Annotated in this window: 21 protein-coding genes and 3 pseudogenes; 4 read left to right on the top strand and 20 right to left on the bottom strand. The window is 45.9% G+C overall.

Features of this window, described 5'->3' with window-relative positions; all coding sequences use genetic code 11:
* Positions 1-61: 61 nt before the first annotated feature.
* The 13 genes from ACVA54_RS08960 to rpiB form a co-directional block, all read right to left on the bottom strand.
* Positions 62-1,468: a cation:dicarboxylate symporter family transporter gene (locus ACVA54_RS08960; RefSeq protein ID WP_446642265.1), complete on the bottom strand. Its 1,407-nt coding sequence runs from the start codon at positions 1,466-1,468 to the stop codon at positions 62-64.
* A gap of 543 nt (positions 1,469-2,011) precedes the next feature.
* Positions 2,012-3,253 (bottom strand): esterase/lipase family protein, encoded by a 1,242-nt coding sequence (locus tag ACVA54_RS08955; protein ID WP_119463598.1) that lies wholly within the window; start codon positions 3,251-3,253, stop codon positions 2,012-2,014.
* 190 nt (positions 3,254-3,443) lie between these two features.
* Entirely contained in the window at positions 3,444-4,553 is a 1,110-nt protein-coding gene (gene ribB, locus ACVA54_RS08950; protein ID WP_099079581.1) for a 3,4-dihydroxy-2-butanone-4-phosphate synthase, read from the bottom strand.
* A 12-nt stretch (positions 4,554-4,565) separates the two neighbouring features.
* Positions 4,566-5,405, bottom strand: a complete 840-nt coding sequence (locus ACVA54_RS08945) for a sugar phosphate isomerase/epimerase family protein (RefSeq protein WP_099079580.1) — start codon at positions 5,403-5,405, stop codon at positions 4,566-4,568.
* Positions 5,406-5,433: 28 nt separating this feature from the next.
* Complete coding sequence (locus ACVA54_RS08940) at positions 5,434-6,330, bottom strand: AEC family transporter (protein ID WP_259343736.1); 897 nt, start codon at positions 6,328-6,330, stop codon at positions 5,434-5,436.
* Between the two features lie 26 nt (positions 6,331-6,356).
* Positions 6,357-7,130, bottom strand: a complete 774-nt coding sequence (locus ACVA54_RS08935) for a triose-phosphate isomerase (protein WP_446644407.1) — start codon at positions 7,128-7,130, stop codon at positions 6,357-6,359.
* Positions 7,127-7,759 (bottom strand): dihydroxyacetone kinase subunit DhaL, encoded by a 633-nt coding sequence (dhaL, locus tag ACVA54_RS08930; RefSeq protein ID WP_099079577.1) that lies wholly within the window; start codon positions 7,757-7,759, stop codon positions 7,127-7,129. Before dhaL ends, ACVA54_RS08935 begins: the two co-directional genes overlap by 4 nt.
* 2 nt (positions 7,760-7,761) lie before the next feature.
* On the bottom strand, positions 7,762-8,763 hold the full coding sequence (locus ACVA54_RS08925) for a dihydroxyacetone kinase subunit DhaK (RefSeq protein WP_099079576.1): 1,002 nt from the start codon (positions 8,761-8,763) through the stop codon (positions 7,762-7,764).
* Between the two features lie 16 nt (positions 8,764-8,779).
* Positions 8,780-9,790, bottom strand: a complete 1,011-nt coding sequence (locus ACVA54_RS08920) for a 4-hydroxythreonine-4-phosphate dehydrogenase PdxA (protein ID WP_099079575.1) — start codon at positions 9,788-9,790, stop codon at positions 8,780-8,782.
* Between the two features lie 17 nt (positions 9,791-9,807).
* Positions 9,808-11,091 (bottom strand): TRAP transporter large permease, encoded by a 1,284-nt coding sequence (locus tag ACVA54_RS08915; protein WP_099079574.1) that lies wholly within the window; start codon positions 11,089-11,091, stop codon positions 9,808-9,810.
* Positions 11,088-11,660 carry a TRAP transporter small permease gene (locus ACVA54_RS08910; RefSeq protein WP_099079573.1) on the bottom strand — a complete coding sequence of 191 codons (573 nt, stop codon included), beginning with the start codon at positions 11,658-11,660 and terminating at the stop codon, positions 11,088-11,090. The genes ACVA54_RS08915 and ACVA54_RS08910 overlap by 4 nt, the downstream gene beginning before the upstream one ends.
* A gap of 79 nt (positions 11,661-11,739) precedes the next feature.
* Positions 11,740-12,723 (bottom strand): TRAP transporter substrate-binding protein, encoded by a 984-nt coding sequence (locus ACVA54_RS08905; protein ID WP_099079572.1) that lies wholly within the window; start codon positions 12,721-12,723, stop codon positions 11,740-11,742.
* 39 nt (positions 12,724-12,762) lie between these two features.
* The gene (rpiB, locus tag ACVA54_RS08900) at positions 12,763-13,209 is read right to left on the bottom strand and encodes a ribose 5-phosphate isomerase B (RefSeq protein ID WP_099079571.1); all 447 of its coding nucleotides are present in this window, start codon (positions 13,207-13,209) and stop codon (positions 12,763-12,765) included.
* Positions 13,210-13,648: 439 nt separating this feature from the next.
* Here rpiB and ACVA54_RS08895 point away from each other — a divergent pair.
* The 3 genes and pseudogenes from ACVA54_RS08895 to ACVA54_RS08885 form a co-directional block, all read left to right on the top strand.
* Positions 13,649-13,960: pseudogene (locus tag ACVA54_RS08895) on the top strand (fructose-bisphosphatase class II); the annotation flags it as partial.
* Between the two features lie 6 nt (positions 13,961-13,966).
* Positions 13,967-14,125: a hypothetical protein gene (locus ACVA54_RS08890; protein WP_446649544.1), complete on the top strand. Its 159-nt coding sequence runs from the start codon at positions 13,967-13,969 to the stop codon at positions 14,123-14,125.
* Between the two features lie 39 nt (positions 14,126-14,164).
* Complete coding sequence (locus ACVA54_RS08885; RefSeq protein WP_099079570.1) at positions 14,165-15,139, top strand: sugar-binding transcriptional regulator; 975 nt, start codon at positions 14,165-14,167, stop codon at positions 15,137-15,139.
* A 64-nt stretch (positions 15,140-15,203) separates the two neighbouring features.
* Here ACVA54_RS08885 and ACVA54_RS08880 read toward each other — a convergent pair.
* The 6 genes and pseudogenes from ACVA54_RS08880 to ACVA54_RS08855 form a co-directional block, all read right to left on the bottom strand.
* A pseudogene (locus ACVA54_RS08880) lies at positions 15,204-15,410 on the bottom strand (IS256 family transposase); the annotation flags it as partial.
* Between the two features lie 334 nt (positions 15,411-15,744).
* Entirely contained in the window at positions 15,745-16,515 is a 771-nt protein-coding gene (locus ACVA54_RS08875; protein WP_446596537.1) for a phospholipase A, read from the bottom strand.
* Between the two features lie 158 nt (positions 16,516-16,673).
* The gene (locus ACVA54_RS08870; protein ID WP_446649532.1) at positions 16,674-17,099 is read right to left on the bottom strand and encodes a GNAT family N-acetyltransferase; all 426 of its coding nucleotides are present in this window, start codon (positions 17,097-17,099) and stop codon (positions 16,674-16,676) included.
* A 21-nt stretch (positions 17,100-17,120) separates the two neighbouring features.
* The gene (locus ACVA54_RS08865) at positions 17,121-17,750 is read right to left on the bottom strand and encodes a class I SAM-dependent DNA methyltransferase (RefSeq protein WP_446649531.1); all 630 of its coding nucleotides are present in this window, start codon (positions 17,748-17,750) and stop codon (positions 17,121-17,123) included.
* A 93-nt stretch (positions 17,751-17,843) separates the two neighbouring features.
* On the bottom strand, positions 17,844-18,368 hold the full coding sequence (locus ACVA54_RS08860; RefSeq protein ID WP_446649530.1) for a protein disulfide oxidoreductase: 525 nt from the start codon (positions 18,366-18,368) through the stop codon (positions 17,844-17,846).
* A complete protein-coding gene (locus tag ACVA54_RS08855; RefSeq protein ID WP_446644405.1) occupies positions 18,365-20,473 on the bottom strand; it encodes a protein-disulfide reductase DsbD family protein in 2,109 nt (702 codons plus the stop codon). The genes ACVA54_RS08860 and ACVA54_RS08855 overlap by 4 nt, the downstream gene beginning before the upstream one ends.
* 130 nt (positions 20,474-20,603) lie before the next feature.
* On the opposite strand from ACVA54_RS08855, the pseudogene ACVA54_RS08850 reads away from it, so the two are divergent.
* Positions 20,604-20,755, top strand: a pseudogene (locus ACVA54_RS08850) (LysR family transcriptional regulator); the annotation flags it as partial.
* A 44-nt stretch (positions 20,756-20,799) separates the two neighbouring features.
* On the opposite strand, the gene melB reads toward ACVA54_RS08850, so the two are convergent.
* Positions 20,800-22,173, bottom strand: a complete 1,374-nt coding sequence (gene melB, locus ACVA54_RS08845; RefSeq protein WP_099079565.1) for a melibiose:sodium transporter MelB — start codon at positions 22,171-22,173, stop codon at positions 20,800-20,802.
* Positions 22,174-22,249 lie beyond the last annotated feature (76 nt).

Here is a 22,249-nt window from a genome sequence, read left to right as displayed (position 1 = left end):
ACGACCTTTAACGACGTACTTCTCTTAAGCTGTTCTGGGCATTGATACGTTTCAATCGACTCTATGCTGCGATTTCACCGCTTTTTGGAGTAGCACTGTCAGCAGAGTATTGCTCGGTATCCAGTGAACCATTTGTCTTAGAGGTGATCACACCGGAGAGCATTGAACCTGAAATATTCAGGGCAGTACGCGCCATATCAATTAATGCCTCGATTGAAACTAGAATGGCAACCACGGTAATGTCTAACCCCATGATAGTGAGCACAGCAACAGCAGCAAACGTCGCCCCGCCTCCGACACCGGCAATACCAAATGATGCAATCGCAATCACCACGATCAATTGCATAATAAAGCTAACATCAACAGGTACACCCATGACTTGTGCAGCCATGATGGCGAGCATTGCTGGGTAAATACCGGCACAACCATTTTGGCCAATGCTGGTACCAAACGTCGCTGACATGTTTGCGGTTTCTTCATCAACACCAAGACGCTGGGTTTGAGTTTCAACGTTTAGCGGTATCGCCGCCATACTTGAACGAGAGCCAAAGCCAAAAACAAGCACCGGCCATGTTTTCTTCATGAACGTGATTGGAGATAAACCAAATACTGACACTATGATGAAGTGAATCAAGAACATTGCACCAATGGCTGCATAATTCGCCAGTAAAAAGCGGCCCATTTCAGCCAATGCAAACAAGTCATTGGTCATCATAAATGAGGTCATCAACGCGAACACCCCGTAAGGTGTCAGCTTAAGAATTTCGCGTACCATGGACAGTACTACTTCCTTTGCCGAGTTAATGGAAGCAACAAAGTTCTCTACTTTTTCAGGCTTACGTTTCTTCACTTGTAGAATGCTGTAACCGAGGAACATACCAAATAGCACGGTCGATAACGTTGACGTACGCTCAGACCCAGTAAGCATTTCAAATATGTTGGAAGGAATAATCGATAGCGCTAAACCCGAAAGGCCTGAATTTACCATTGCATCTTGTGTGGCAAGCAGTGAATCACCTCGAGCTTCAATAGCACTGTTCGTGCCCACCACACTGACTAGCGCATTAGCATCAATCCCAAATAGGTAAACACTTGCGATGCCTACTATGGCTGAGATAGTCACGGTCACTATCAATACGCCGATAATCTTAGGCGCAATCTTAGATAAGGCACCGTTACCATCCACGTTCATAATGGATGAAATCATGGCGACAAATACCAATGGAATCACAATCATTTGCAGCAGCTTAATATACCCTTTACCGAACAATGAAATAAGCTCAGCAAAACCCGCCGTTGCAGTATTCCCAACCCCAAATACCACTTGAATCGCACCACCGAATAGCAACCCAGCAGCCAGTGCGCTTAGCACTCTGAAGTTGAATGTTTTTTTCTGTTTTTTTAATGTCACTAGAAGCGCATAGAATCCGAAGAAAAGTGCGCTCAACGCAATGAACGATATGCTCATGGAAGTTTCCTATTAATTGGTTGTATCAATAAGACGCTTTCACCGCAGAAAAGACGCAAAATTTATGGATAAGTGGTTTCGAGAAGCTAATGAGAGGACGTTCTTTTTATCTTCGATCTAGTTTTATCACTAGATTTATTGTTCCACGAAGATAGCCAGCAAACACGGAAAGGGGCATAAATGCGCTAAGAGCAAACAACAAAAAGGCAGCGAGATCGAATCTTCGCTGCCTTTTTAGTATCAGACTTTATTACTCTCCCACAATAGATATCGGAGAACAATAAATTTTGATCGACTTAATAGCGGATATGTTTATCGTAAGCTCTTCGCTTTTATAGTTTGATCAAATGTGAATTATCGTTCAGCTCGTTAGTTAGCGTAATGACAAAGTCGCTTGGTAGTTAGAGTAAGACAGAATCCCTTGGTGCTCACAATTATCACCAAGCCATAGAAACTCGTTATTGAATAAAGGTAAGTCAACCAAATCGGTGGGCGGTTGATAAAACCTTCACTCGTTTCATTTCTTGATCCACACAATCCAACTCACGCAAACGATGTATCAAGCCAAGACAATAATTGCCTGGTAACAAGGGGATGATTAAGCAGTTCCATGTGGTGGATATTTTGAAAAGTTTCGGTCTGCGTAAATCGCAAGGCTCGCGATGAGTTGGTATTCTCCCCTAACGCACTTGTCAAAGGTACGAGTCCATCACCGACTAAATGATCAGCGATATAGTTGTGTGCTTTTTGAATTATTGACCCCACCGCATAGGTTCGTATATACGTCGGTAATGCGATAACTTGCGGTCGCTCAACTGGCGCAGTAAAACGACAGCTCGACTGCCAATCATCATCACGGATATAACCATAGCGAAGATCGGTCACACCAGCACTGCGTAACCGAGTGAGCTTTGAGAATGCAACGGTGTAAGGAACACGTTCCAGCATAGCAGCAAGTGTGTTGCCTGCACGCTCTAGTGGCGCCCCCTTATGGGGGGTACCCAAAAAGAATGCGTGCTTAACGCTCTTGTGCCAACTCAAGCCGAGCTTTTCGGCATAATACAATGCACTGCGTATCACTAAACCACCCATGCTATGCCCGATAAAGGTTAAATCTTCTATTGTCACTGGCCATTGATGTACAACTTGTTCTAACTGCACGGCCAGTGCCTGACCATTTTGTGAGACATGCAAGCCACTGTTGTAGTGCAGGTGGAGGGGGGTATAGCCATGAGCGGATACAAGTGCTTCACTATGACTCTGCTGTTGAGCCAGTCCTTCCCAGTGAAGTGGACTAGAGCACAGACCGTGAACCATGAGTAGCACTTTATTAGTGGGGAGATCCACAGCAGAAACGTTGGTGGCATCTAGTGGCTGTTTGCCGTAAAAAATGGTCATCGGCAATGCCAGAGGATTACCATCAGCGACAAAGCGATCACCTATGATCCCATTTAAAAAAGATAAGGTTGCCAATCGTTGGGGATCGTATGCGTCACGACTATCAATAGATTTAATCCGTGTTTCGTTATAAGCAAAAAGCTTATCAACCCCGCTACCGACTACATTCGTTGTACCATAGATCAGTCTGTATATGCTGCCCGTTAGCCCACAACACTTACGTGACGAGGTGCCATGAGGCATGCCCAAGGTAGTATAAACCGCTTGGTGAACACCTTCTGTCACCTCAGTAATATCAAGGGTGAGCTGATGGACAAGTTTACTCAGACCTCGTAAGTCAGATCCACGTAGTTTCGTAATCCCCTTAATTGCAGCATATCTAGACATAAACGTCCCTCCAAGAATCGTTTAAGTCTAACACTTAACACGCTAGTTGCAGTGTCATCTCAATCACAACTGGACAAAAGCTTGTTAAATACATTTCTAAATTAGCCAATCATGAATTAACTGACGTATGGCACATACCACTAATCGAGTGGTCAAGTTTTGTCAGCCACTACACTATGAATCATATACCTTATGGCTCGATATAACTTACCACTTCTAGGCCAAATCCAGACAAAGCATGATACTTCTTATCGCACGAAGAAAGTAAGTTCATCTTACTGACCCCAAGATCAGCCAATATCTGCGAACCGACACCGACTTGGCGTGACGTTCGATCTTTCTTATTCGGCTTAACGCTCACTCCAGTGTCGAGCGCTTGATAATGCTTTACACGTGCAATAGTCGATTCACACGATTCTTGTTGGCCTAATATCACCAATACACCGCCATCAGCACCAATCTTTTGCATTGATTTGTTCAATGGCCAACTTTGCTTACTGTCACGAGTCGAAAACAGCACATCATTGAAGGTATCTTGCAAATGCACTCGTACATTGGTCGGTTCGCCATTTACATCGCCTTTACTCAATGCATAATGCACTTGGTTATCTACTGTGTCGCGATACGTGGTCATAGAGAACTCACCAAACTCAGTGGGTAGTTTGCACTCAGCAATACGCTCAATGGTGGTTTCTGTTGCATTGCGGTATTCAATCAAATCCGCAATAGTGCCGAGTTTAATGCCATGATTTTCCGCAAATACCTCCAGTTGAGGGCGCCTTGCCATCGTGCCATCTTCATTAAGGATCTCTACGATCACCGATGCTGGTTCAACCCCGGCAAGCTTCGCTAAATCACAGCCTGCTTCAGTATGGCCAGCACGAACGAGTACTCCGCCCTCTTTCGCCGCTAGTGGGAAGATGTGACCAGGGGTTACCAAATCAGTATGCTTAGCTCCTTGTGCGACTGCAGCTTGGACAGTAATAGCTCGGTCTTCTGCTGAAATGCCCGTTGTCACTCCTTGAGCCGCTTCGATAGAAATGGTAAAGGCTGTGGCCCAGGGTTCCGTTGGGTTAGATACCATCGGGAACAGGTTGAGCGATTCACAACGTTGCTTAGTCAAAGTTAAACAAATCAAACCTCGACCATGAGTAGCCATAAAGTTGATATCTTGTGCGGTCACATGCTGCGCCGCCATCATGATGTCGCCTTCGTTTTCACGATCTTCATCATCCATTAGGATGACCATTTTACCTTGGCGGTAATCTTCAATAATTTCTTCAATTGTACTAATTGGCATACGACCGCTCGCTTAGTCAGTGATAGTGTTAATGTGTTTAATGCATTGGCTCAGTACCGAGGTAATGGTCTCCATACTTTCTGGTGAGCGCCCTCGGATAGGAAAGGAGTCCTTGCGACGATACATACGTAAAGGTTTTTCAATGCTAAAAGGGATTTGTCGTGACGCCAAAGACTGCATAATCGGCTGATAGTTAATCACTCCTTCGCCCAGCACTGGAAAGGTGAACTTGTCGTCATGCACTTGGACGTCTTTAACATGGAAATGACGGCAAAACGGCAGTGCGATCTGTGCTTCTTCACTCGGACTTAAATTCGGTACTAATGACACTGAGTTACCGGGATCAAAATTCAGAGCTAGCGCCGAATTGTCTACTTCAGACAGAATTCTTACTCCATCATGCGCGCTCGCAAACGCGTTGAAGTTATGGTCGCCGCCATTTTCGATACAGATGACACAGCCTTTATCCTTGGCATATTCAGCCAATATTTTGAGATTTTCGACAATGATGTGGCGATCGGCAATGGGACCAGTACAGGTATTTAAATAGGTAACACCCAGCGCATGGGCGAAATCGATACGCATCATAAAGTCTTCAATCGCTGACGGAGACGCTAAGTTCATCGTGCAGCCTAAAGCTTGTGTGGTCAATTGTTCTTTCTCTAGCAGAGACAACAAATATTGGGCATGGTTTTCAGAGAACATATCGCTGTCTAAACTACCGACGTAGCCCTGATTGAATGCGAACTCAACTTGGTTTACACCCAAGCTTTCAATCGTTTTTAACGATGTTTTAAGGTCATGCCCGTCAAAAATAGCCGTATTGATGGCTAGTCTTTCTAATACATTCATAGTGTCCAACCTTTTAGCAATTCATTATTTAAACCACCCACTGCTGCAACAAGACTTCCCAACCCAACAAAGAGATAAGCGAAAAACCGGTGGTAAATAGGATCACTCCCGCGGTGGCTTCTTTGGCGACTTGGTAGCGCTCGGATAGCAAGTAGACATTCAATCCCGTCGGCAGACTGGCCAAAATAACCAACACTTGAATTTCGATAACCGAGAGATAAAACACATACTGTGCGCATAACAAGATAAACAGTGGAAATAGAAGAATCTTGATTGCCAGCAATAGGCCTATTTTTTCTTTAATCAACGAGCGAAGAGAATAAAAGCTCAAGCTCGCGCCTAAGATGAATAAAATAATCGGTATAGCGGCAGCACCAATCTTGGATAAACCATCAATGAAAAGGGCCGGAAGCTCAACATCCCACTCGTTAAGTAATAGCCCAAGCACGATGGCCAATAGGATCGGATCAGTTGCCACCTTACGGTAGCTATAAAACCCCTGCTCCCCCGAGCGAATCATTAAGATATTAACCAGTGGCAAAACCAATAGCAGGTTCGTCACGATCACACCCATCAACACTAAAGTGGCTTTAGGGCCATAAAGCGCAAGCACTAGCGGCCCCCCCACCCCAACAGCGTTAGGGTATAAAGCCGCGACAGCTTTGATATTGGACGAAGCCACCGTGTGATTGCCCTGCGTGATGAGCCAAGTTTTCACTCCCCAGAAAACAGCGCCAAAACACAAAATGTAAGTGGCAAATACCGACAATGATGGAAGATTTTGTAGATCCGTTCGATATACCGATGAAAAAAACAAGCACGGCGCAAGATAAGTAAAGGCAAAGCTTCTAACCCAATCCACTCTGGGTTTGGAAATCCCAGCAATCAACTTGGCACACCCAAGGCCAAGAATGATCCAGGTCATTAACGTAGCTTGCTCCATGCCCGACCCTAACCGCAGCTGCGTTCAGCGATACTCAGTAACTCTGAGTAACCGTCTGCTTCCCATGCAGTTCGGCCAACAAACACACCATCGATATCCGGCTGTTCGATTAAGCCACTAGCATTGGACAAATTCACGCTACCGCCATACAGCAGAAGCATGCTTTGAGAGACGTCTTCACCATATAGCTCTGCCAGCGCTGAGCGAATCGCTTGGTGGATGGTTTGCGCTTCTTCTTTAGTTGCCGGCACGCCATGTTCACCTATCGCCCAAACGGGTTCATAAGCAATCACGACCTGCGTTAACGACTCAACGGGAACGTCATACAATGCAATTTTCACTTGTCGAATGACAGTTTCAGCCGATACGTCCCACTGTTTCTCTTGCGCGGTATCACCAACGCACACCAATGGTGTTAAGCCATGACGCAATGCAGCATGCACTTTCAAATTGACCGTTTCGTCGGTTTCACCAAACATGGCACGACGCTCAGAGTGACCAATCTCGACAATCGTGGCACCGCAGTCTTTCGCCATCAGAGGAGACACTTCCCCCGTGTATGCGCCGTCATCCTGCCAACAAATGTTCTGCACACCGACTCGAATTGGCTGTTCGCTGAACAAATTGGACACCATTTGTAGGTAAGGGAAAGGTGGGATAACGAAAGGTTGAATGCGACTCGAACAATGCTTCAATGAAGGCAAGACAGCAGAAGCCCAAGCTTCGGCTGTTTGCGTATTTTTGTTCATTTTCCAGCTAGTGCCGATCCAAATCTTCTTCATGCGGTAACCTGCTCAGTCGCATATTCATTCATGTACTGCAGAATAAACGCCATCGACATCGCACCGGGATCTGGATGGCCTAGCGAACGCTCGCCCAGTGTTTTTGCTTTACCTGTAGTTGCAATCATGTCTTTGGTTGCTTCCACACCTTGCTCCGCTGCTTGAGCAATAGCCGGCAGCGTGTCGGTTAATGGACCAGAAAGTTGTTCTGATTTCTCGACCGCAGCCACTAATGCATCGATCATGGTTTTATCACCCGGATTAGCACCACCGCGATCATAAACCCCTTGTAAGCCGCCTGCTAGGAACGTAGATAACGTAGCCGTATCCAGTTCTGTTGCACCTTTAATTGACTTCGCACCGCTGCGAAATAGAGTGCCGAAAATCGCACCGGAAGCACCGCCCATGGTCGCCATCATCGTCGAGCCGATTTTCAACAGTAATTTGCTGACATCTTCCGGCTGATAATCACTGTCTAAAAGCTCTGCAACCGCTTTGAAGCCGCGCTCCATACCAATACCGTGGTCACCATCACCAATCGCTTGGTCGTATTTGGTTAATACTGACTCACTTGCAACCATCTTTTGAGCAACATAAGCCATCATGTTTTTCGCTGTTAATGCATCCATCTTTATTTCCTCAACGCAAATGATTCACAAGGTAGGTCAAATAATGTTTTTAGTTCGTCATCGAGCTTCATAAGAGTGATCGAGTAACCTGACATCTCTTGTGAGGTACAGTAGTTACCGACCAAGGTGTTATGTACTTTGATGCCGCGCTCGGTCAACTTGACGTGGGCACGACGGTTAGCAATCAGCAGCTCCATATAAGTCGAAGCGCCAAGGTTATTTACTAGCAAACAGACCTCGTCACCTGATTGGTAAGGCAGATCATCACACAGTTGGTCTATCAAGCGATCCACCACTTCATCTGCCGACGTCATTTTTTCGCGTGATACACCCGGTTCACCATGCAAGCCCATGCCGATTTCTAACTCGTCGTGTGGCAGTTCAAAGTTGAAGGTATTGGTTTGTGGAATCGAACCTGCCGATAGCGCAACACCAATGGAGCGAGTGTTATCACGAGCACGCTCTGTCACCGCTACAATCTTGTCGAAGTCATTGTATTGCTCAGAAGCCGCGCCTGCGATCTTCAGCACATACAAATCTCCTGCGGTGCCACGGCGCTCTTGAATTTTGTCTAACGGTGCTGAAGCCACATCATCCCAAACACGAATGGTGTGAGTTTTGATGTCATCATCATCCGCAAGCTCGGCCGCGATATCGAAATTCATATTATCGCCAGCGTAATTACCATAAATGTAAATCACACCTTTACCGTTATTGACCGCTTCAGTAGTTTGTAAAATCACGTTAGGCGCAGGCGCTGCAAAGATATCGCCGAGTGCCGCTGCATCCGCTAAGCCTCGGCCAACATAACCCGCAAATAAAGGCTCGTGCCCTGCACCACCACCAGTGACAATCGCCACTTTGTCTGATGGAAAATCTGTGCGCATCGCCGCGGTAATCCCCGGTAATGCTTCCAATTTTCCATTCATTGCCGAGAGCAAACCATCGAACTGCTCCTGAGCAACATTCATAGGGTCATTAATTAATTTTTTTGGCTTTCTCATATTCTTCCCTGCCCTACTACTGATTGTTAACTTGGTAGCTAGATGCCATACGGACCGTCAGCTTGAGTGCATTTTCCATCGCTGGTGTCGACGCGACATTCTTGCCGTAGATATCAAATGCGCTGCCATGGTTTGCCGTTGCAATCGGAATTGGGATCCCTCCTTGAACGGTCACACCACGATCGAAGCCCATCATCTTCAGTGCGGTTGCACCTTGATCGTGATACATGGATACGATTGAGTTCATGCTCTCTTTCTCCACCACCCACATCGTGGTATCACCTGGGAAAGGTCCGAACGCTTGGATGCCCTTCTGCTTAGCTTTCTCAATCGCTGGTGTGATTACCGTGATTTCTTCATCACCAAACAGGCCACCTTCACCGCCGTGCGGGTTAAGTGCTTGCACCGCAATACGAGGCTGCTCAAAACCAGCAGACTTCAAGGTTGTGTTCATCAACTCGATGGTTTCTAGCACAGAATCTACCGTGAGATTTTCCACCACATTCTTGAATGGAATATGCGAAGTCACGCGTCCAGCCCAAATGTCATCGACCACATTCACTTCACAGCCAAAACCGTGGAAGTCCGTCAGTTCTGCAAACCATGACAGTTCATCACGATGTGCTAGCCCTGCCATGTTCATCGCTTGCTTGTTCAATGGTGCGAAGCAGATACCATGTGTTTTGTGCGCTAACGTTAGGTCAACAGCAATTTTCAGTGTTTCCAGTACATAGGTACCACCTTGCGGCGTGGCTTGGCCGTATTCAATTGCATCCGCGTGAGAGCTTGAGAAGCTCAGCAATACAGGCTTACCCGACTGGAAATCTGCTTGTTCAAAGTTGTCGACCACATCGTAATCAAATGACACTTGCGCGATGTCCATGCCTTTGCGCAGTTCATACTCATCGGCAATGATCAGAATGTTTGCTTGTTGGCGGTTTGCTTCCTCAGCCAATACTTTTACTGCCACTTCAGGACCGATACCTGAAGGGTCGCCAAGTACAAGAGCAATAGTAGGTTTAGTCATTTTTCAAATCCTTGAAGTTATTTATACATGTAGTCTACAAAGCCAACAGACAGTGCTGGAACGTAGGTCGCAAGCATTAACACTGCGAACAGAACACCAATAAATAGAATGTTCACTTTAGTTACTTGCCAAATGTCACGCTTCGCTATCGAACACGCGGTGATCAGCACACTCGCAACCGGAGGCGTCTGCTGACCAATCGAGATATTAAGCGCAAGCATTATGCCGAAGTGGATTGGGTCGATCCCCAACTCATGAATCAGCGGTAATACAATTGGCACCGTTAAGATGATCGCTGCCGCACCATGTAGGAACACGCCAACAACCAGTAGCATTAGGTTCAGCATCATCAGCACAACGTATTTGTTTTCGGAGATGCTAAGAATGCCTGCAGCCATTGCTTGTGGTACTTCTTGCTCAGTTAGGAACAAACCAAGCACCGCTGAAGTCGCCACCAATAGCATCACTACTGAGGTACCCGTAACGCCTTCCATCATCGCTTTGTAAAACAGCTTTAGGTTCATTTCACGGTAGATGAAAACACTGATAACAATCGCAAGTAGTACTGCAATACCCGCAGCTTCTGTGGCGGTCATAAAGCCAGAAAGAATCCCGCCTAGAATGGCGAACGGCAGAGTCAGTGCCCAAAACGCATCTTTAAATGCCACCCACAACTTACGTAAGCTGAACGACTCTTCACGAGGTAAATCGTATTTCACTGCGTAGTAGTAACATACCGCAAACATACCCGCCGCACCCAGTAGGCCAGAAATTATGCCAGCGACGAATAGCTGCGAGATCGATACGTCCGCCATCGCGCCGTAAATAATCATAGGTAGAGAAGGTGGGATGATAACCGCGAGTGAGGCTGAAGAAGACGTGACTGCCGCAGAGAAACTACCCGAGTAACCTCGTTTTTTCATTGCAGGAATCAAGATCGAGCCTAGCGCTGCAACGTCGGCTACCGCGGAACCCGAGATCTCAGCGAAGACCATCGATACCCCAACGTTAACCATTGAAAGGCCACCGCGGACAAAACCCACAATCGCGTTAACAAAATTAATCAAACGCAGCGAGATACCACCGGTATTCATCAATGCGCCAGCAAAAACAAACAATGGAATAGACAGCAGGGTAAATTTAGAGCCACCTTCAAACATCGCCAATGCCGCGTTATAGATCGCATCGATGCCCGATGTCGCTACCATACCAATCAGAGCTACAGCGCCAATCGCTATACCAATTGGAACGTTGATCATTACCAAGCCAATTAAACAAAATAGTACAACTAGCGCGCTCATTTCACAGCCTCCATGGCTTTAGCCATATCTTTTTTCGCATCCTTAATGGCTTCTCTGATCTCTTCGTTTTCTTGGTTTGAACCTAGGCGAACCCATGCCCATGCTTTAGGGAAAGAACACAATTGCGCCACAATGAACAGCACCGCACCAATTGGTAGTGCTGATTGCGCAAAGGCTAAAGGGATAAAATCTAGACTGGTTAGCGTCTCGTCACCGAAGATTTGTAAGATGTAGTAGCTGGCCCAAGCAATCACTGCAAAGAACGCAATGACGATGAATTCACTCAATAGGAAAATGGCTTTGCGCATACCCAGCGGCATATTAGCCACCAACCCACCAAAGCCCATATGCGTGCGCTTTAACGCACACAAAGCCGAGCCATAGAAGGTCAACCAAGCTAAAAGAATGGCCGACACTTCGTCGTACCAATGAAGAGAAGCGCCGCTAAACCGTGAAAAAACAGCGACAATAATAATGGTGCTTAATGCGATGAGAATCGTCATCGAAATCGTGATCAGCACTTTTTCTAGAATATTTGAAATTGTATTTATGCTAGCTAAAAAAGACATCGTAAGCCCTCGTAACAAGTGACAGCTAGACTGCGCTTTCCAGCGCAGTACTTAGAGATAAACGTTAGGGCGTTTTACCTTAGTTACTTGCCGCCAGAACCTTGTCTAACATCACCTTGCCGTTGTTTACGTTTTTCACGAAGTCGTCGTAGATTGGCTGACTTGCGCTAACAAAGGCATCGCGGTTTGCAACGTTAAGCTTCATACCACCCGCAACCAGCTTATCTTTTAGCTCGTTCTCAAGTTTTGTTGCTTGTTGATAGCCCCATTGCTGCGCTTGCTTCGCAGAGCTTTCTAAGATTGCACGAACATCATCAGGGAACTTACCATAGTGGCGTGCTCCCGCAGTGAGGTACGCTGGCGTGTACACGTGGTTTGTCACACTTAGGTAATCCTGTACTTCATGCAATTTTGCCGCGTAAATGTTGGTGTATGGGTTTTCTTGCCCATCGATAACACCAGTTTGTAGACCAATGAATACTTCACTAAAACTCATTGGCGTTGGGTTAGCCCCCCAGTTTTTGAACATTTTCACGCGCCATGAGCTGTTTGGCGTACGAACTTTCAAGCCTTGCAAATCTTCTGGTGTATTGATTGGGCGTTTCGCGTTAGTAATGTTGCGGAAGCCATTTTCCCAAAAGCCAATGACTTTGTAGCCTTTCTTCTCAGCTGCAGGCGCAATGTATGGCCAGAATACGTCTTGCTCAATTTTGGCAACGTGTTCACGGTCAGACACGAGGAATGGCAGTTCAAACAGTGCCATTTCTGATACGTGAGTTGGCAGTGTTGACGTTAGTAGCGCCAAATCCACTGTGCCCAATTTCAGTTTTTGTTGAACATCTTTGTCTTTACCTAATTGAGCTGCACCGAAGAACTTCAGGTTGTAATCGATGCCTTGTTTCTTAAACTCTTCGTTCGCAACTTCGGTGAAGTATTGAGTTGTGTTGTACTGGAGTGAGCCGACTTGAGCACTGGTTGCCACTTTCAGGTCTTCTGCAAATGCGTTAGTCGATAGTAGGGTTGTGATTGCAAGTGCAGTAAGCGTTAGTTTGGTATTTTTCATTTTTATTTCCACGTTATTCCATTAAACATTGAATCTAAATTAACTAATAAACTCTCTCTCTATCTCCTTGATTCTATTTAACTTTTCAGTAGATGGACCATCAGAAAACTCAGAATCCAACCAAGTATCCAAAATCGACTTAGCTAACTCATGACCGATGACTCGCGCTCCCATTGTGATAATTTGAGCATCGTTACTTTTACGCGCTCGCTCTGCTGAAAAAGTATCGTGGCAAAGAGCAGCTCGAATGCCCGGTACTTTGTTCGCAACTATTGAGACACCAATCCCCGTACCACAGAGAATAATTCCGCGTTGATGTTTACCTTCTCTGACAGCAACACTGACTGTCTTTGCTATGTCTGGGTAAAGCTCTGCATTTTGTGGATCGATTCCATAATCAACAAATTCAATACCTTTCGAAGCCAAGTGCGATTTCAGGCACTCTTTCAACTCAATCGCCGCATCATCACAACCTATTGCTATCATGTTTCCTCCTGTTCATATGACCACGAAAGTTACAAATGATATTGGACCATTACACAGACAAATAACATATCAACATTTACCAAGTGGGATTTTGATCACTAATTAGTTACACCTTGATAACAACTGCGTGATCGCCATAGCGCTGGATATTTAAATTTATAATTATGTGAACCGTAACAGTCAATTTTACATAAAAATGATTAAGATCAATAAAAACAACAATATAACTCAATGAAGTTCTATCTAAATAGCATCATAAGTAGAGCCTTAAATCTAATTTTAACTATGAAACACTCAGCAAGCATTCACTAAACCAATGCGCACATAACAATTAACCTTTGAACTGGCTATATCGTGTTCGTTTGTTTTGCACAATGAGCACATGTTTAGTAATCTGAACAAATGAACAACCATGAATACTTTGATAAGGACCTGTACCATGGATGAACTAGGCTTCGCTCTCGCACAAGTAGCCGAGCATGCCGCTTTAGCTGGCTACCAATGGCTTGGTAGAGGAGACAAAGAAAAAGCAGACGCCGCTGCTGTAGAAGCAATGCGCTTGCAACTGAATTGAACTCAGGTCGACGCAACCATTGTGATTGGCGAGAGAGAAATCGATGAAGCGCCAATGCTATATATAGGTGAGCAACTCGGGCTAGGTGGTGTTGAGATTGATATCGCAGTAGACCCTATTGAAGGTACGCGCATGACAGCCATGGGACAATCCAATGCGCTTGCCGTACTCGCGGCAACCGGAATCACTAGGGGCGACGTACTTAACGGTGTTCATAAGCAGTGCCTATCACTAACTACCGAGACTCTACTTGTACAAGGCAAGTCAAAAAAGATTAGAATGTTCAAATCCACTCATGATTCACGCCTGCTAGATAGTGAACTTGAGTCAGCCGCGATATAAACAAGAGCCGCATTAAGCGGCCATTTCACAAGGAACAACATGGAACTGAATAATATTGAACAGGCCGAAGAGACTAACCTACTCACCGAAATCTCGGTTGCGTATTACCAAGACGGTGCCACTCAGGAAGAGATTTCAAAACGATTTGGTTTATCTCGCGTCAAAATTGGCCGCTTATTAAAACGCGCTAGAGACCAAGGTATTGTCGAAATTAAGGTCAAGTACCACCCTGTATTTGGTGCCAAGCTGGAAGAACAGCTTAAAGAGCGTTTTGGCCTTAAGCGTGCACTGATCGCTCTGGACCAACCAACCGAAGACGAACAGCGGTCACTACTCGCCGGAGTGGTATCGACATACCTATCCGCGACTCTCAAAGACGGCATGGTCGTGTCGGTTGGCCAAGGACGAAATGTGTCTGCGGTATCGGAACATACCGGTATTGTGAACCCTAAAAAGTGTACCTTTGTGTCAAGTATCGGCGGGATTCACCCACGAGGCGGTATCCTCAATGCCGACCATATTTCGCGTCGCTTCGCTAAAACCTTTGGCGGGGTTAGTGAGACACTGTATGCGCCAGCGTATATCCGTAACCCTCAGTTACGTAGCGCACTACTAGAGGATGAAACGGTACAGCAAACCATGGACATTGCTCGTAAAGCTGATGTCGCATTGGTTGGTATCGGTGATTTGAACGAAAGTAGCTATATGGTCAACCTAGGATGGTTCTCAGTACAAGAAATGGTTGAGGCCCGTATTCAGCAAGGCGTTGTAGGGGAAGTTGGCGGTTATGATTTCTACGACATCAAAGGGGAAGTTCAGGACACAAAAATGAGTAATCGTGTCATTGGCTTAACCATTTCCGATTACCAGAAGATCCCTCAGGTTATCGCCATAGCCGCAGAAAGCAGTAAACCATTATCGATTGTTGGAGCTCTTCGTACCGGAGCAATTGATATTCTAGCAACGAGCGTTGCCAACGCGATTACCATCTTAAATTTGGACGCGCAAAAATAGAAGTGCCAACTCAGTCGAGGTTTATAAACGAGGGCGTTCAGGCTTCTGTGTCTGCTAATTTTAGTTAGATATCTAAGACTTCATCCAAGCGCCCCTCAAAGTGAATCGCCAGTTGAGACAATGTCATATTTCAGTTCTGGATTGGCATTGTCCATTTCTTAGATGCGTTTAATATCCTAGCATAAAGCGGCTTGAGCAAGCTATTTTCATTTGGGAACCCACCCTTAGTTTTGGTCAGTTTACGGAAGTGACGATGGACGGCTTCGATAGCAATCGCCTCTGGGAAGCCTGTAAGCCCATCTACGCAGGCGATAAGTTTAACTCTGCTAATGTTTTATTCTCTTTTAACGAAAAACCATATCGATAAAGCAAGCCTTCCGTTTCTCTCGCCGTGTAAAAAGTTATCCAAGGCTCCCCTACTTTCGCAGAAAAATGCTTTATTGCTTCCGCTCGCTCACTGCGTTGGGATAACCCTTACCAAAACAGGCTGCTGGATTTTCATCCAAGCATTTATCAACGTACAATATAAAAAAAGTGGCGCTTGTTTCTTGAGTCAGCACCGCGAGCTCTTTCATCGTCGACTCATACTTCTCTTTTCTCCGCGACTAGAAATCAAACGCAAACCCCGCTCCAAAGGCACTTTCATCAAAATCATAATTTGATATCGTCAGGCCATAACCAGTCTCCGCTTTCATGTAACCCCGCAAGCCCTGATAAACAGGGAAGTCCCAAGAGAGTCGGTAGAAACCGTATTGCCAATCTTTAGTAAACAAGTTCGCGACGGTGAGCTTTACTTCATTGTCATTGACTGGAAGCCAGCCTAGATCCAACTCACCGTAACCAAGATAGTCGACAATGTCTGGGTTGTAGTCTTTATTACCCACATCTATCCACGGCTTAACGCGCACAAAGCCCGTATCGAAATCCCATTTGGTGTCGAGATAAGCGCGGTTCCAGCTTACTTCGTCCGTGCCGCCAGCGCCATTAGACTGATGTTCAAAACCGAATGAAAGTTGCCATGGGTTAACGTTCCAACGGTAAAAAAGGTCAGGGTTGTATTGGTCATCCCGAAAGTAGGCAGAGTCATCATACGCTTCCCAGTTCGAACGTTGTGTGTAAGCAGCAAACAAGCCATGATCGCCAAAAGACAACAGCTTGTATTTCATACTTATCTGAAATTGGATAAATACGTCCTTTGCGGCATGACCATTAGGGTTTAGCGGTGCAAAGCGCTTCTGGTTGACTTTCGACTCGGTATAAAACGGGAGTAAATAATTGTCGCTATGTGCGGAAAAACGGCTCTCACTGGCCAAGATTTGAGGCACTATTATTAAGGGAAGAGCCGCTACACCCGCCAGTTGTTTAAACGTAAACATTTCTATCCTTTTAAGGAACGTAATCCATTGATATGAGTATAGAAGAAACTAAATTTATCACTATTTCATTTTTTCACCGAATTGGGCCCTGCGTATTCCCCACCCACGCAAAGCACCGTTTGTGAACCAAATGATCATTCATTTTGTGCCATTCAAAATCATTTTTGATACACGTCTGGTTGCCATATCTGCATAAAGTTCTCAACTGGTTCTATTGGTTTAAAACCATATTGCGCATACAACCCATGTGCGTCACGCGTCGCAAGCATCATCCTGCGCAAACCTTGAAGCTCTGGATGGGCCACAATTTCAGAAACTAACCACTTACTTATGCCTTGCCCACGGTAATCTGGGAGCACGAAAACATCGGCGAGATAAGCGAAGGTGGCTTTGTCAGTAATAAGGCGAGCAAACGCGACTTGTTGATTAGACTCTGTGAACACACCGAAACAAAAGGAGTTTCGCACCGCTTTATCTAGCTTGTCTCTTGACACTCCTTTTGCCCAATAGCTCTGTGAAATGAAGTGATGGATGCAATCCAGATCCATCTCTGCAAAGGCAGTGCTAATGCGATATCCTTGCATGGTGTCCTTCCCGAAAGTTGATTAACTTGGCTTTCTTAACTCCAAGAGCAAGTAACGGCATACATAGCCAGCACCTGATGTGTAGCCAACAAGGTTTTCTAGTGATACGACTTCAAGCCCTGCATTTTGGCTGAACTCATGGACTTCGCTCTCAGTGTAAGCGGTATGTACAACGGTCCCACTGTAGGTATTTCTCGGTAGGTCTTTTCCATCTGGGTCGTGACATTGAAAACTGATGAAACAGCGTCCGTCGGCATTTAGCTTATTAGCGATGCATTGCAGTAGCGACTGAGGATTGGTAAGGAATTCCGTGAAACCGAGTGCAGTAATGATATCGAAGGTTTGATTGAAAATCGGAGAGAAAGGTTGGTCTAGGTTATGGACGCTGACGCTTTGATAGAAGTTTGTCTCGCGTGCTTTATCGACCATTTTGGATGAAATATCCAAGCCGTGAAGAGTAGCTTCTGGGTAATGAGTTTTGATGACCTCCCCGATACTGCCTGTGGCACAAGCCAAATCGAGAGCAGAGACTTGTTTAAGATCGAGTGTTTTTAACTTTTCATCTACCCAATGTGGGCCAACGTATTGGCTGTCTTTAATTAGCTTCTGATAGCGCTCAGATACTTCATCATACATTTTGGCAACGTCCATGTTCCCTCCTTTATCATTGAACGCTGCCAATGTAGCACGCCATATTCACTTAAACACCTATGTTATTGTAAAAGCGTGAAAAAAGTCGACATGCTACACATTGATTTTGGCCATCCAGATCCTTGCTAAAATGCCTATTGGTGTCGTAACACCTGTGGTGATTGAGCTTACCTTTCCATCTTTTAATACATAGATAGTCGGCGTCACGCTGATGCTCCATTCTTGCATAATGCTGCTTTTCGGATCGTTGATGTTGTCGAACTGGTAGTCTTTCGCCTGCATGAACTTTTGTACGCGCTCTTCCGGTCCGGATGCGCCGGATACTGCAACCACTTCATAGTAATCGCTTAACCAACTCACGCTTGGGCTAACAAACTTACACGCCGGACACCAAGTTGCCCAAAAGTACACAACCACTGGTTCTTCATGACTTTTGGCAATCACATCGACAAACTCGCCATCGGCCATGATCGCACTCAGAGGCGGTGCTTGCTCTTTAGGGATGTCTTTGGTGCGGTACCAATCCATGGCGACCGAAATCACGGTCACCATGAGCACCATTTGCAACGCTTGACTAAGCCAGTATTTCAGCGACTTGCGCTTTTTTACTGTGTTCACTTAATCGTGCCTCCGCTCGCTTGCTCGATGGCTTTCACCACTACATCGTCAGTCAGAATCACTGGTAGAGGAATCCCCTCTGGCGCAGCTGGACCATAAACGATATTAAATGGCACACCAAAGCGACCGTGCGCACGTAAGAAGTCGGTGACGGAGCCGTTCGGGTGTGTCCAATCGCCTTTCAGTGTCGCGACATTAGGGCTTTGCAACAGTGAGTAAACCGGATCTTGCCAGATCACGCCGATTTTGTTGGCTTTACAAGTCACACACCAGTCTGCGGTGACATCGACGAACACCACACGGCCATTCTTCACGTGGTCTGCAATCGCTTCATTTGACAGTTTTTCCCAAGCCAAATCTTGTGGTAATGGCGTTGCCCAGTGATTGGCTGTCACACTGCCGAGTACCAGACCACCAGCAATCAGAATCAACGAAACCGTGCCGGAAATCGCTAACGCTTTATTGCCATAAATACGCTTAACTCGCGCCATGATAAGAATAAACGCGACCAAGCCAATTAAGATCACCCAAAATACTGGCAGATGGTTTGTCATCAGTGATAACAACCACACACTGGTTGCCAACATCATGATGCCGAATACGATTTTCACGACATTCATCCACTGACCTGGCTTTGGTAGCTTGAGTGCAATGCCCGGGAAAATAGCCACTAAGATCCAAGGTAGCGCCATGCCTAATGCCAATGCAGTGAAGATAGCAAACAGAGTCACCACGTCTGCACCCAGCGCAAACGCAACAGCAGTTCCAAGGAAAGGTGCTGAACAAGGCGTTGCTAGCAGAGTCGCGAACATACCTTGCACGTAATGTCCAAATAGCGAGTTATCGCCTTTCGAAGCTAACCAAGTATTCGTACCTGAAGACAGGCGAATTTCAAACAAGCCAAGCATGTTGACACCAAACAGTCCGGTTACCAACAGCATTAAGCCTAAGAACCATGGGCTTTGAAATTGCATACCCCATCCGATAGCGTTACCTGTCAGTTTCAGCACTAAGATAAAGCCAGCCAATAACCAGAACGAGGTCAGAATACCTAACGAAGAAGCAATGAATTGCGTGCGAATTTGACGACGTTCCACCCCCTGCGCCGCCACAATGCTGCTTAGCTTCATGCCCAGAACTGGCAAAACGCAAGGCATGATATTCAAAATCAAACCGCCTAATAGCGCGAACAAGAATATGTTCACCAGTGAGGTACTTGGCAAAGCTTCAGTAATCACTCCTGTTTTTGCTTGCGCGGTTTCTTGTGCCAGCAAGTTATTGTCTTTGATTGAGACGTAAATCGATTGGTTATCCAGCTCTACATCACCCAACCAAGTATTCACTAGGTAGTTTACGGTAAGCGTATTGCCCTTTTGATGCTGCCCTTCTAATTTGAAGCTGTAATCGCTGGTTGCTTCATCGACGCCATCAACCAACACTTCTGGTTTTTGCCAACCTTGTGAGTTGGTCAGTTTAATTTGCAGCTTAGATTGGTTTGCATCCCAGTTTGCTTCTGTCACTTCAACAAATGGCGACGCTTGAGGCACACTGCTGACCGCTTGCGCGTAGGTGAACATCACACCTTCATCAACTTGTAAGTCGGAAGGCAAGAAAGACAGCTGAATGTGGTAATCCGTCAATACACAGATCGTTGTACACGAAGACAACGTCAGGGTCGCATCAATCACCACTGGTTTGCTCATGTCTTCAACATGGAACGTCATCGGGAAAACGGTATCACCTTTGTAACCTAACGTCTCGACACCAAGTAGCTCGTACTTTTTCGGATAAGGCCACTGCCAATCGACTTTAGTTAGGTTTTGTGATTTTTCCCAATCAATGGAAGGTGCGATGCCACCCTCACCCGGCGAACGCCAATAGGTTTTCCAATCGCCACTGAGTTTGACATCAAGGTATCCCGTTACGTTTTTTGCTAGACGATCTTGCTGCCCGGTAAGCACCAGACGCGTTTGTACTGGCGGGTGTTGCGGATTCGTAAGCCATCCGGTATCCGTCGTTTTCGCGTGCACGAATAACGAAAACAAAGTGAGTGCTAACGTCAGGAAACAGCGAAACGAAGCATGGCTTAAGATCGATAGACGCATTGTGAACTCTATAACAGTGGAAACATGGGAAATCATACGTGAGCGTCACTAAAGCTCAAGAGTTCTTGTTTTAAGGAACACTAAATAAGAGTGATAATCTTAAGGTTACTCTTTCTTCAAGTCATTCAACATGCTCAATAAAATAACCTTGCTGACATTCGCTCGTTCGTTTTGATCGCGCAACTGGGTAATTTCACTAAAGCCGCTGAAGCTCTTTCGGTGTCACGTTCTCATGATATTATCCTTATAAAAAACGCCTCCATCTCTGGAGGCGTTTATCTTAGTGACTAAATTGGTAGGGACTACTTAAGTAAAAAGTGTCATACCTAAGCTTGCACTGGAACTCTCTCTGCTTGAGTTTCTTGTTCAGCTTCCTCTTTATTGAAGCCTTCATGAAGATGGTAGTAACGTTGGTAAATCACGCCACTGATAGTCATCATGATTGCTGGTAGACCAATCATCATAAATTCTAGACCCATGATGGTGCTTGCTGATTGCTCAACGTTTGGTACGTAGCCCACAACAGATAGACCCACACCCACGATGAAGCCGCCCGCTGCACCTGCAAATTTCACTAGCATCGTTTGTACTGAGAAGATAACACTCTCACTGCGGCGGCCTGTTTTGTGCTCACCGTAGTCTACAACGTCAGCTAGCATTACTGTTTGAAGTGCGTTCGCGATACCTACGCCAAACTTAATTGCCGCACCCGCCATACCAATCATTAGCGCGTTTGCAGGAGCGATAAAGCCCATCAATAGCAGAAGTACGCAAGATAAAATTGGGAAACCACAAGCGATAGGCCATAGAAGCTTACGCGGCAGCAATGAAGCAATACGTGGGAACAAGAACACACCCGCCACTTCCGCTGCGCCAGCTACTGCCATGTAAACTGGGAATAGTTCTGCGTTGCCGAGTGCGTAAGAGAAGTAGTAAATCGCAAAGCCACCAACTAATAGATTCGCAATTTGGAAAGACAGAACGGTACCGATCAGCGCTTTAAGCTGGTCATTTTTACCGATGATAGTCAGTACGTCTTTGAAGTTGAATTTCTCTGCTGGTTTCGCATTCGCCGGTGCCGCTTTCTCTTTTACGTTACGAGCAATCAAGAATGCGCTCATCACAAACAGAACCGCAATCAGCATCGCAACATTGAAGAAACCGTCGCCTTGGTTGCCGTTACCTAGCTCGCCCACAATGTGCAGACCGTAAGTACCAGTAATGAACCATGCAAGGCTTGCGAACAGACGTGGCCATACCACAAGTTTTTCACGTTCTTGGCGAGAGCTTGATAGCGCAGGAATCATTGACCAGTATGGGATATCCATAATGGTGTACGTTAGACCCCAAAGGATGTATGCCGCCGCTGCGTAGATGTAAAGCGTAGTGCCTTCAAACATGTGTGTACTGAAAAGGCCAACCAGCACTACTGCGTTTAAGAGCGTACCAATCACAATCCAAGGACGGAATTTACCGAATTTTGAGCGCGTGTTGTCAACGATCACTCCCATCATTGGGTCAGTGATGGCATCGATAACACGAGCAGCTAAGAAGATGGTGCCAACGAAAGCAGCAGACAAGCCGGCTACGTCAGTGAAGTAGAACATTAAGAAGATGTAGATAGGTGCACATGCAAAGTCTTTACCGAGTGCGCCAAGACCGTAGGACAGCTTGGTTTGTAGCGTAATTTTATCAGACATAATCGTTCCTTAGTGTCGTACTGCTATTCATTCCCCTAACTAGAATTCATAACGTCGACGTCTTTTATTTATATTT

The organism is Vibrio sp. PNB23_22_6 (assembly GCF_052877535.1).
The sequence above is the reverse complement of the archived record's forward strand: the minus strand, read 5'-3'. Positions and strand labels throughout refer to the sequence as shown.

Coding starts and splice junctions, on each gene's coding strand:
- ACVA54_RS08925 (WP_099079576.1), bottom strand. CDS start 8,763: ATGAGAAAGCCAAAAAAATTAATTAATGACCCTATGAATGTTGCTCAG.
- melB (WP_099079565.1), bottom strand. CDS start 22,173: ATGTCTGATAAAATTACGCTACAAACCAAGCTGTCCTACGGTCTTGGC.
- ACVA54_RS08855 (WP_446644405.1), bottom strand. CDS start 20,473: ATGCGTCTATCGATCTTAAGCCATGCTTCGTTTCGCTGTTTCCTGACG.
- ACVA54_RS08875 (WP_446596537.1), bottom strand. CDS start 16,515: ATGTTTACGTTTAAACAACTGGCGGGTGTAGCGGCTCTTCCCTTAATA.
- rpiB (WP_099079571.1), bottom strand. CDS start 13,209: ATGATAGCAATAGGTTGTGATGATGCGGCGATTGAGTTGAAAGAGTGC.
- ACVA54_RS08945 (WP_099079580.1), bottom strand. CDS start 5,405: ATGAATGTATTAGAAAGACTAGCCATCAATACGGCTATTTTTGACGGG.
- ACVA54_RS08905 (WP_099079572.1), bottom strand. CDS start 12,723: ATGAAAAATACCAAACTAACGCTTACTGCACTTGCAATCACAACCCTA.
- ACVA54_RS08940 (WP_259343736.1), bottom strand. CDS start 6,330: ATGACCTGGATCATTCTTGGCCTTGGGTGTGCCAAGTTGATTGCTGGG.
- dhaL (WP_099079577.1), bottom strand. CDS start 7,759: ATGGATGCATTAACAGCGAAAAACATGATGGCTTATGTTGCTCAAAAG.
- ACVA54_RS08865 (WP_446649531.1), bottom strand. CDS start 17,750: ATGGACGTTGCCAAAATGTATGATGAAGTATCTGAGCGCTATCAGAAG.
- ACVA54_RS08935 (WP_446644407.1), bottom strand. CDS start 7,130: ATGAAGAAGATTTGGATCGGCACTAGCTGGAAAATGAACAAAAATACG.
- ACVA54_RS08915 (WP_099079574.1), bottom strand. CDS start 11,091: ATGAGCGCGCTAGTTGTACTATTTTGTTTAATTGGCTTGGTAATGATC.
- ACVA54_RS08870 (WP_446649532.1), bottom strand. CDS start 17,099: ATGCAAGGATATCGCATTAGCACTGCCTTTGCAGAGATGGATCTGGAT.
- ACVA54_RS08910 (WP_099079573.1), bottom strand. CDS start 11,660: ATGTCTTTTTTAGCTAGCATAAATACAATTTCAAATATTCTAGAAAAA.
- ribB (WP_099079581.1), bottom strand. CDS start 4,553: ATGCCAATTAGTACAATTGAAGAAATTATTGAAGATTACCGCCAAGGT.
- ACVA54_RS08955 (WP_119463598.1), bottom strand. CDS start 3,253: ATGTCTAGATATGCTGCAATTAAGGGGATTACGAAACTACGTGGATCT.
- ACVA54_RS08920 (WP_099079575.1), bottom strand. CDS start 9,790: ATGACTAAACCTACTATTGCTCTTGTACTTGGCGACCCTTCAGGTATC.
- ACVA54_RS08885 (WP_099079570.1), top strand. CDS start 14,165: ATGGAACTGAATAATATTGAACAGGCCGAAGAGACTAACCTACTCACC.
- ACVA54_RS08960 (WP_446642265.1), bottom strand. CDS start 1,468: ATGAGCATATCGTTCATTGCGTTGAGCGCACTTTTCTTCGGATTCTAT.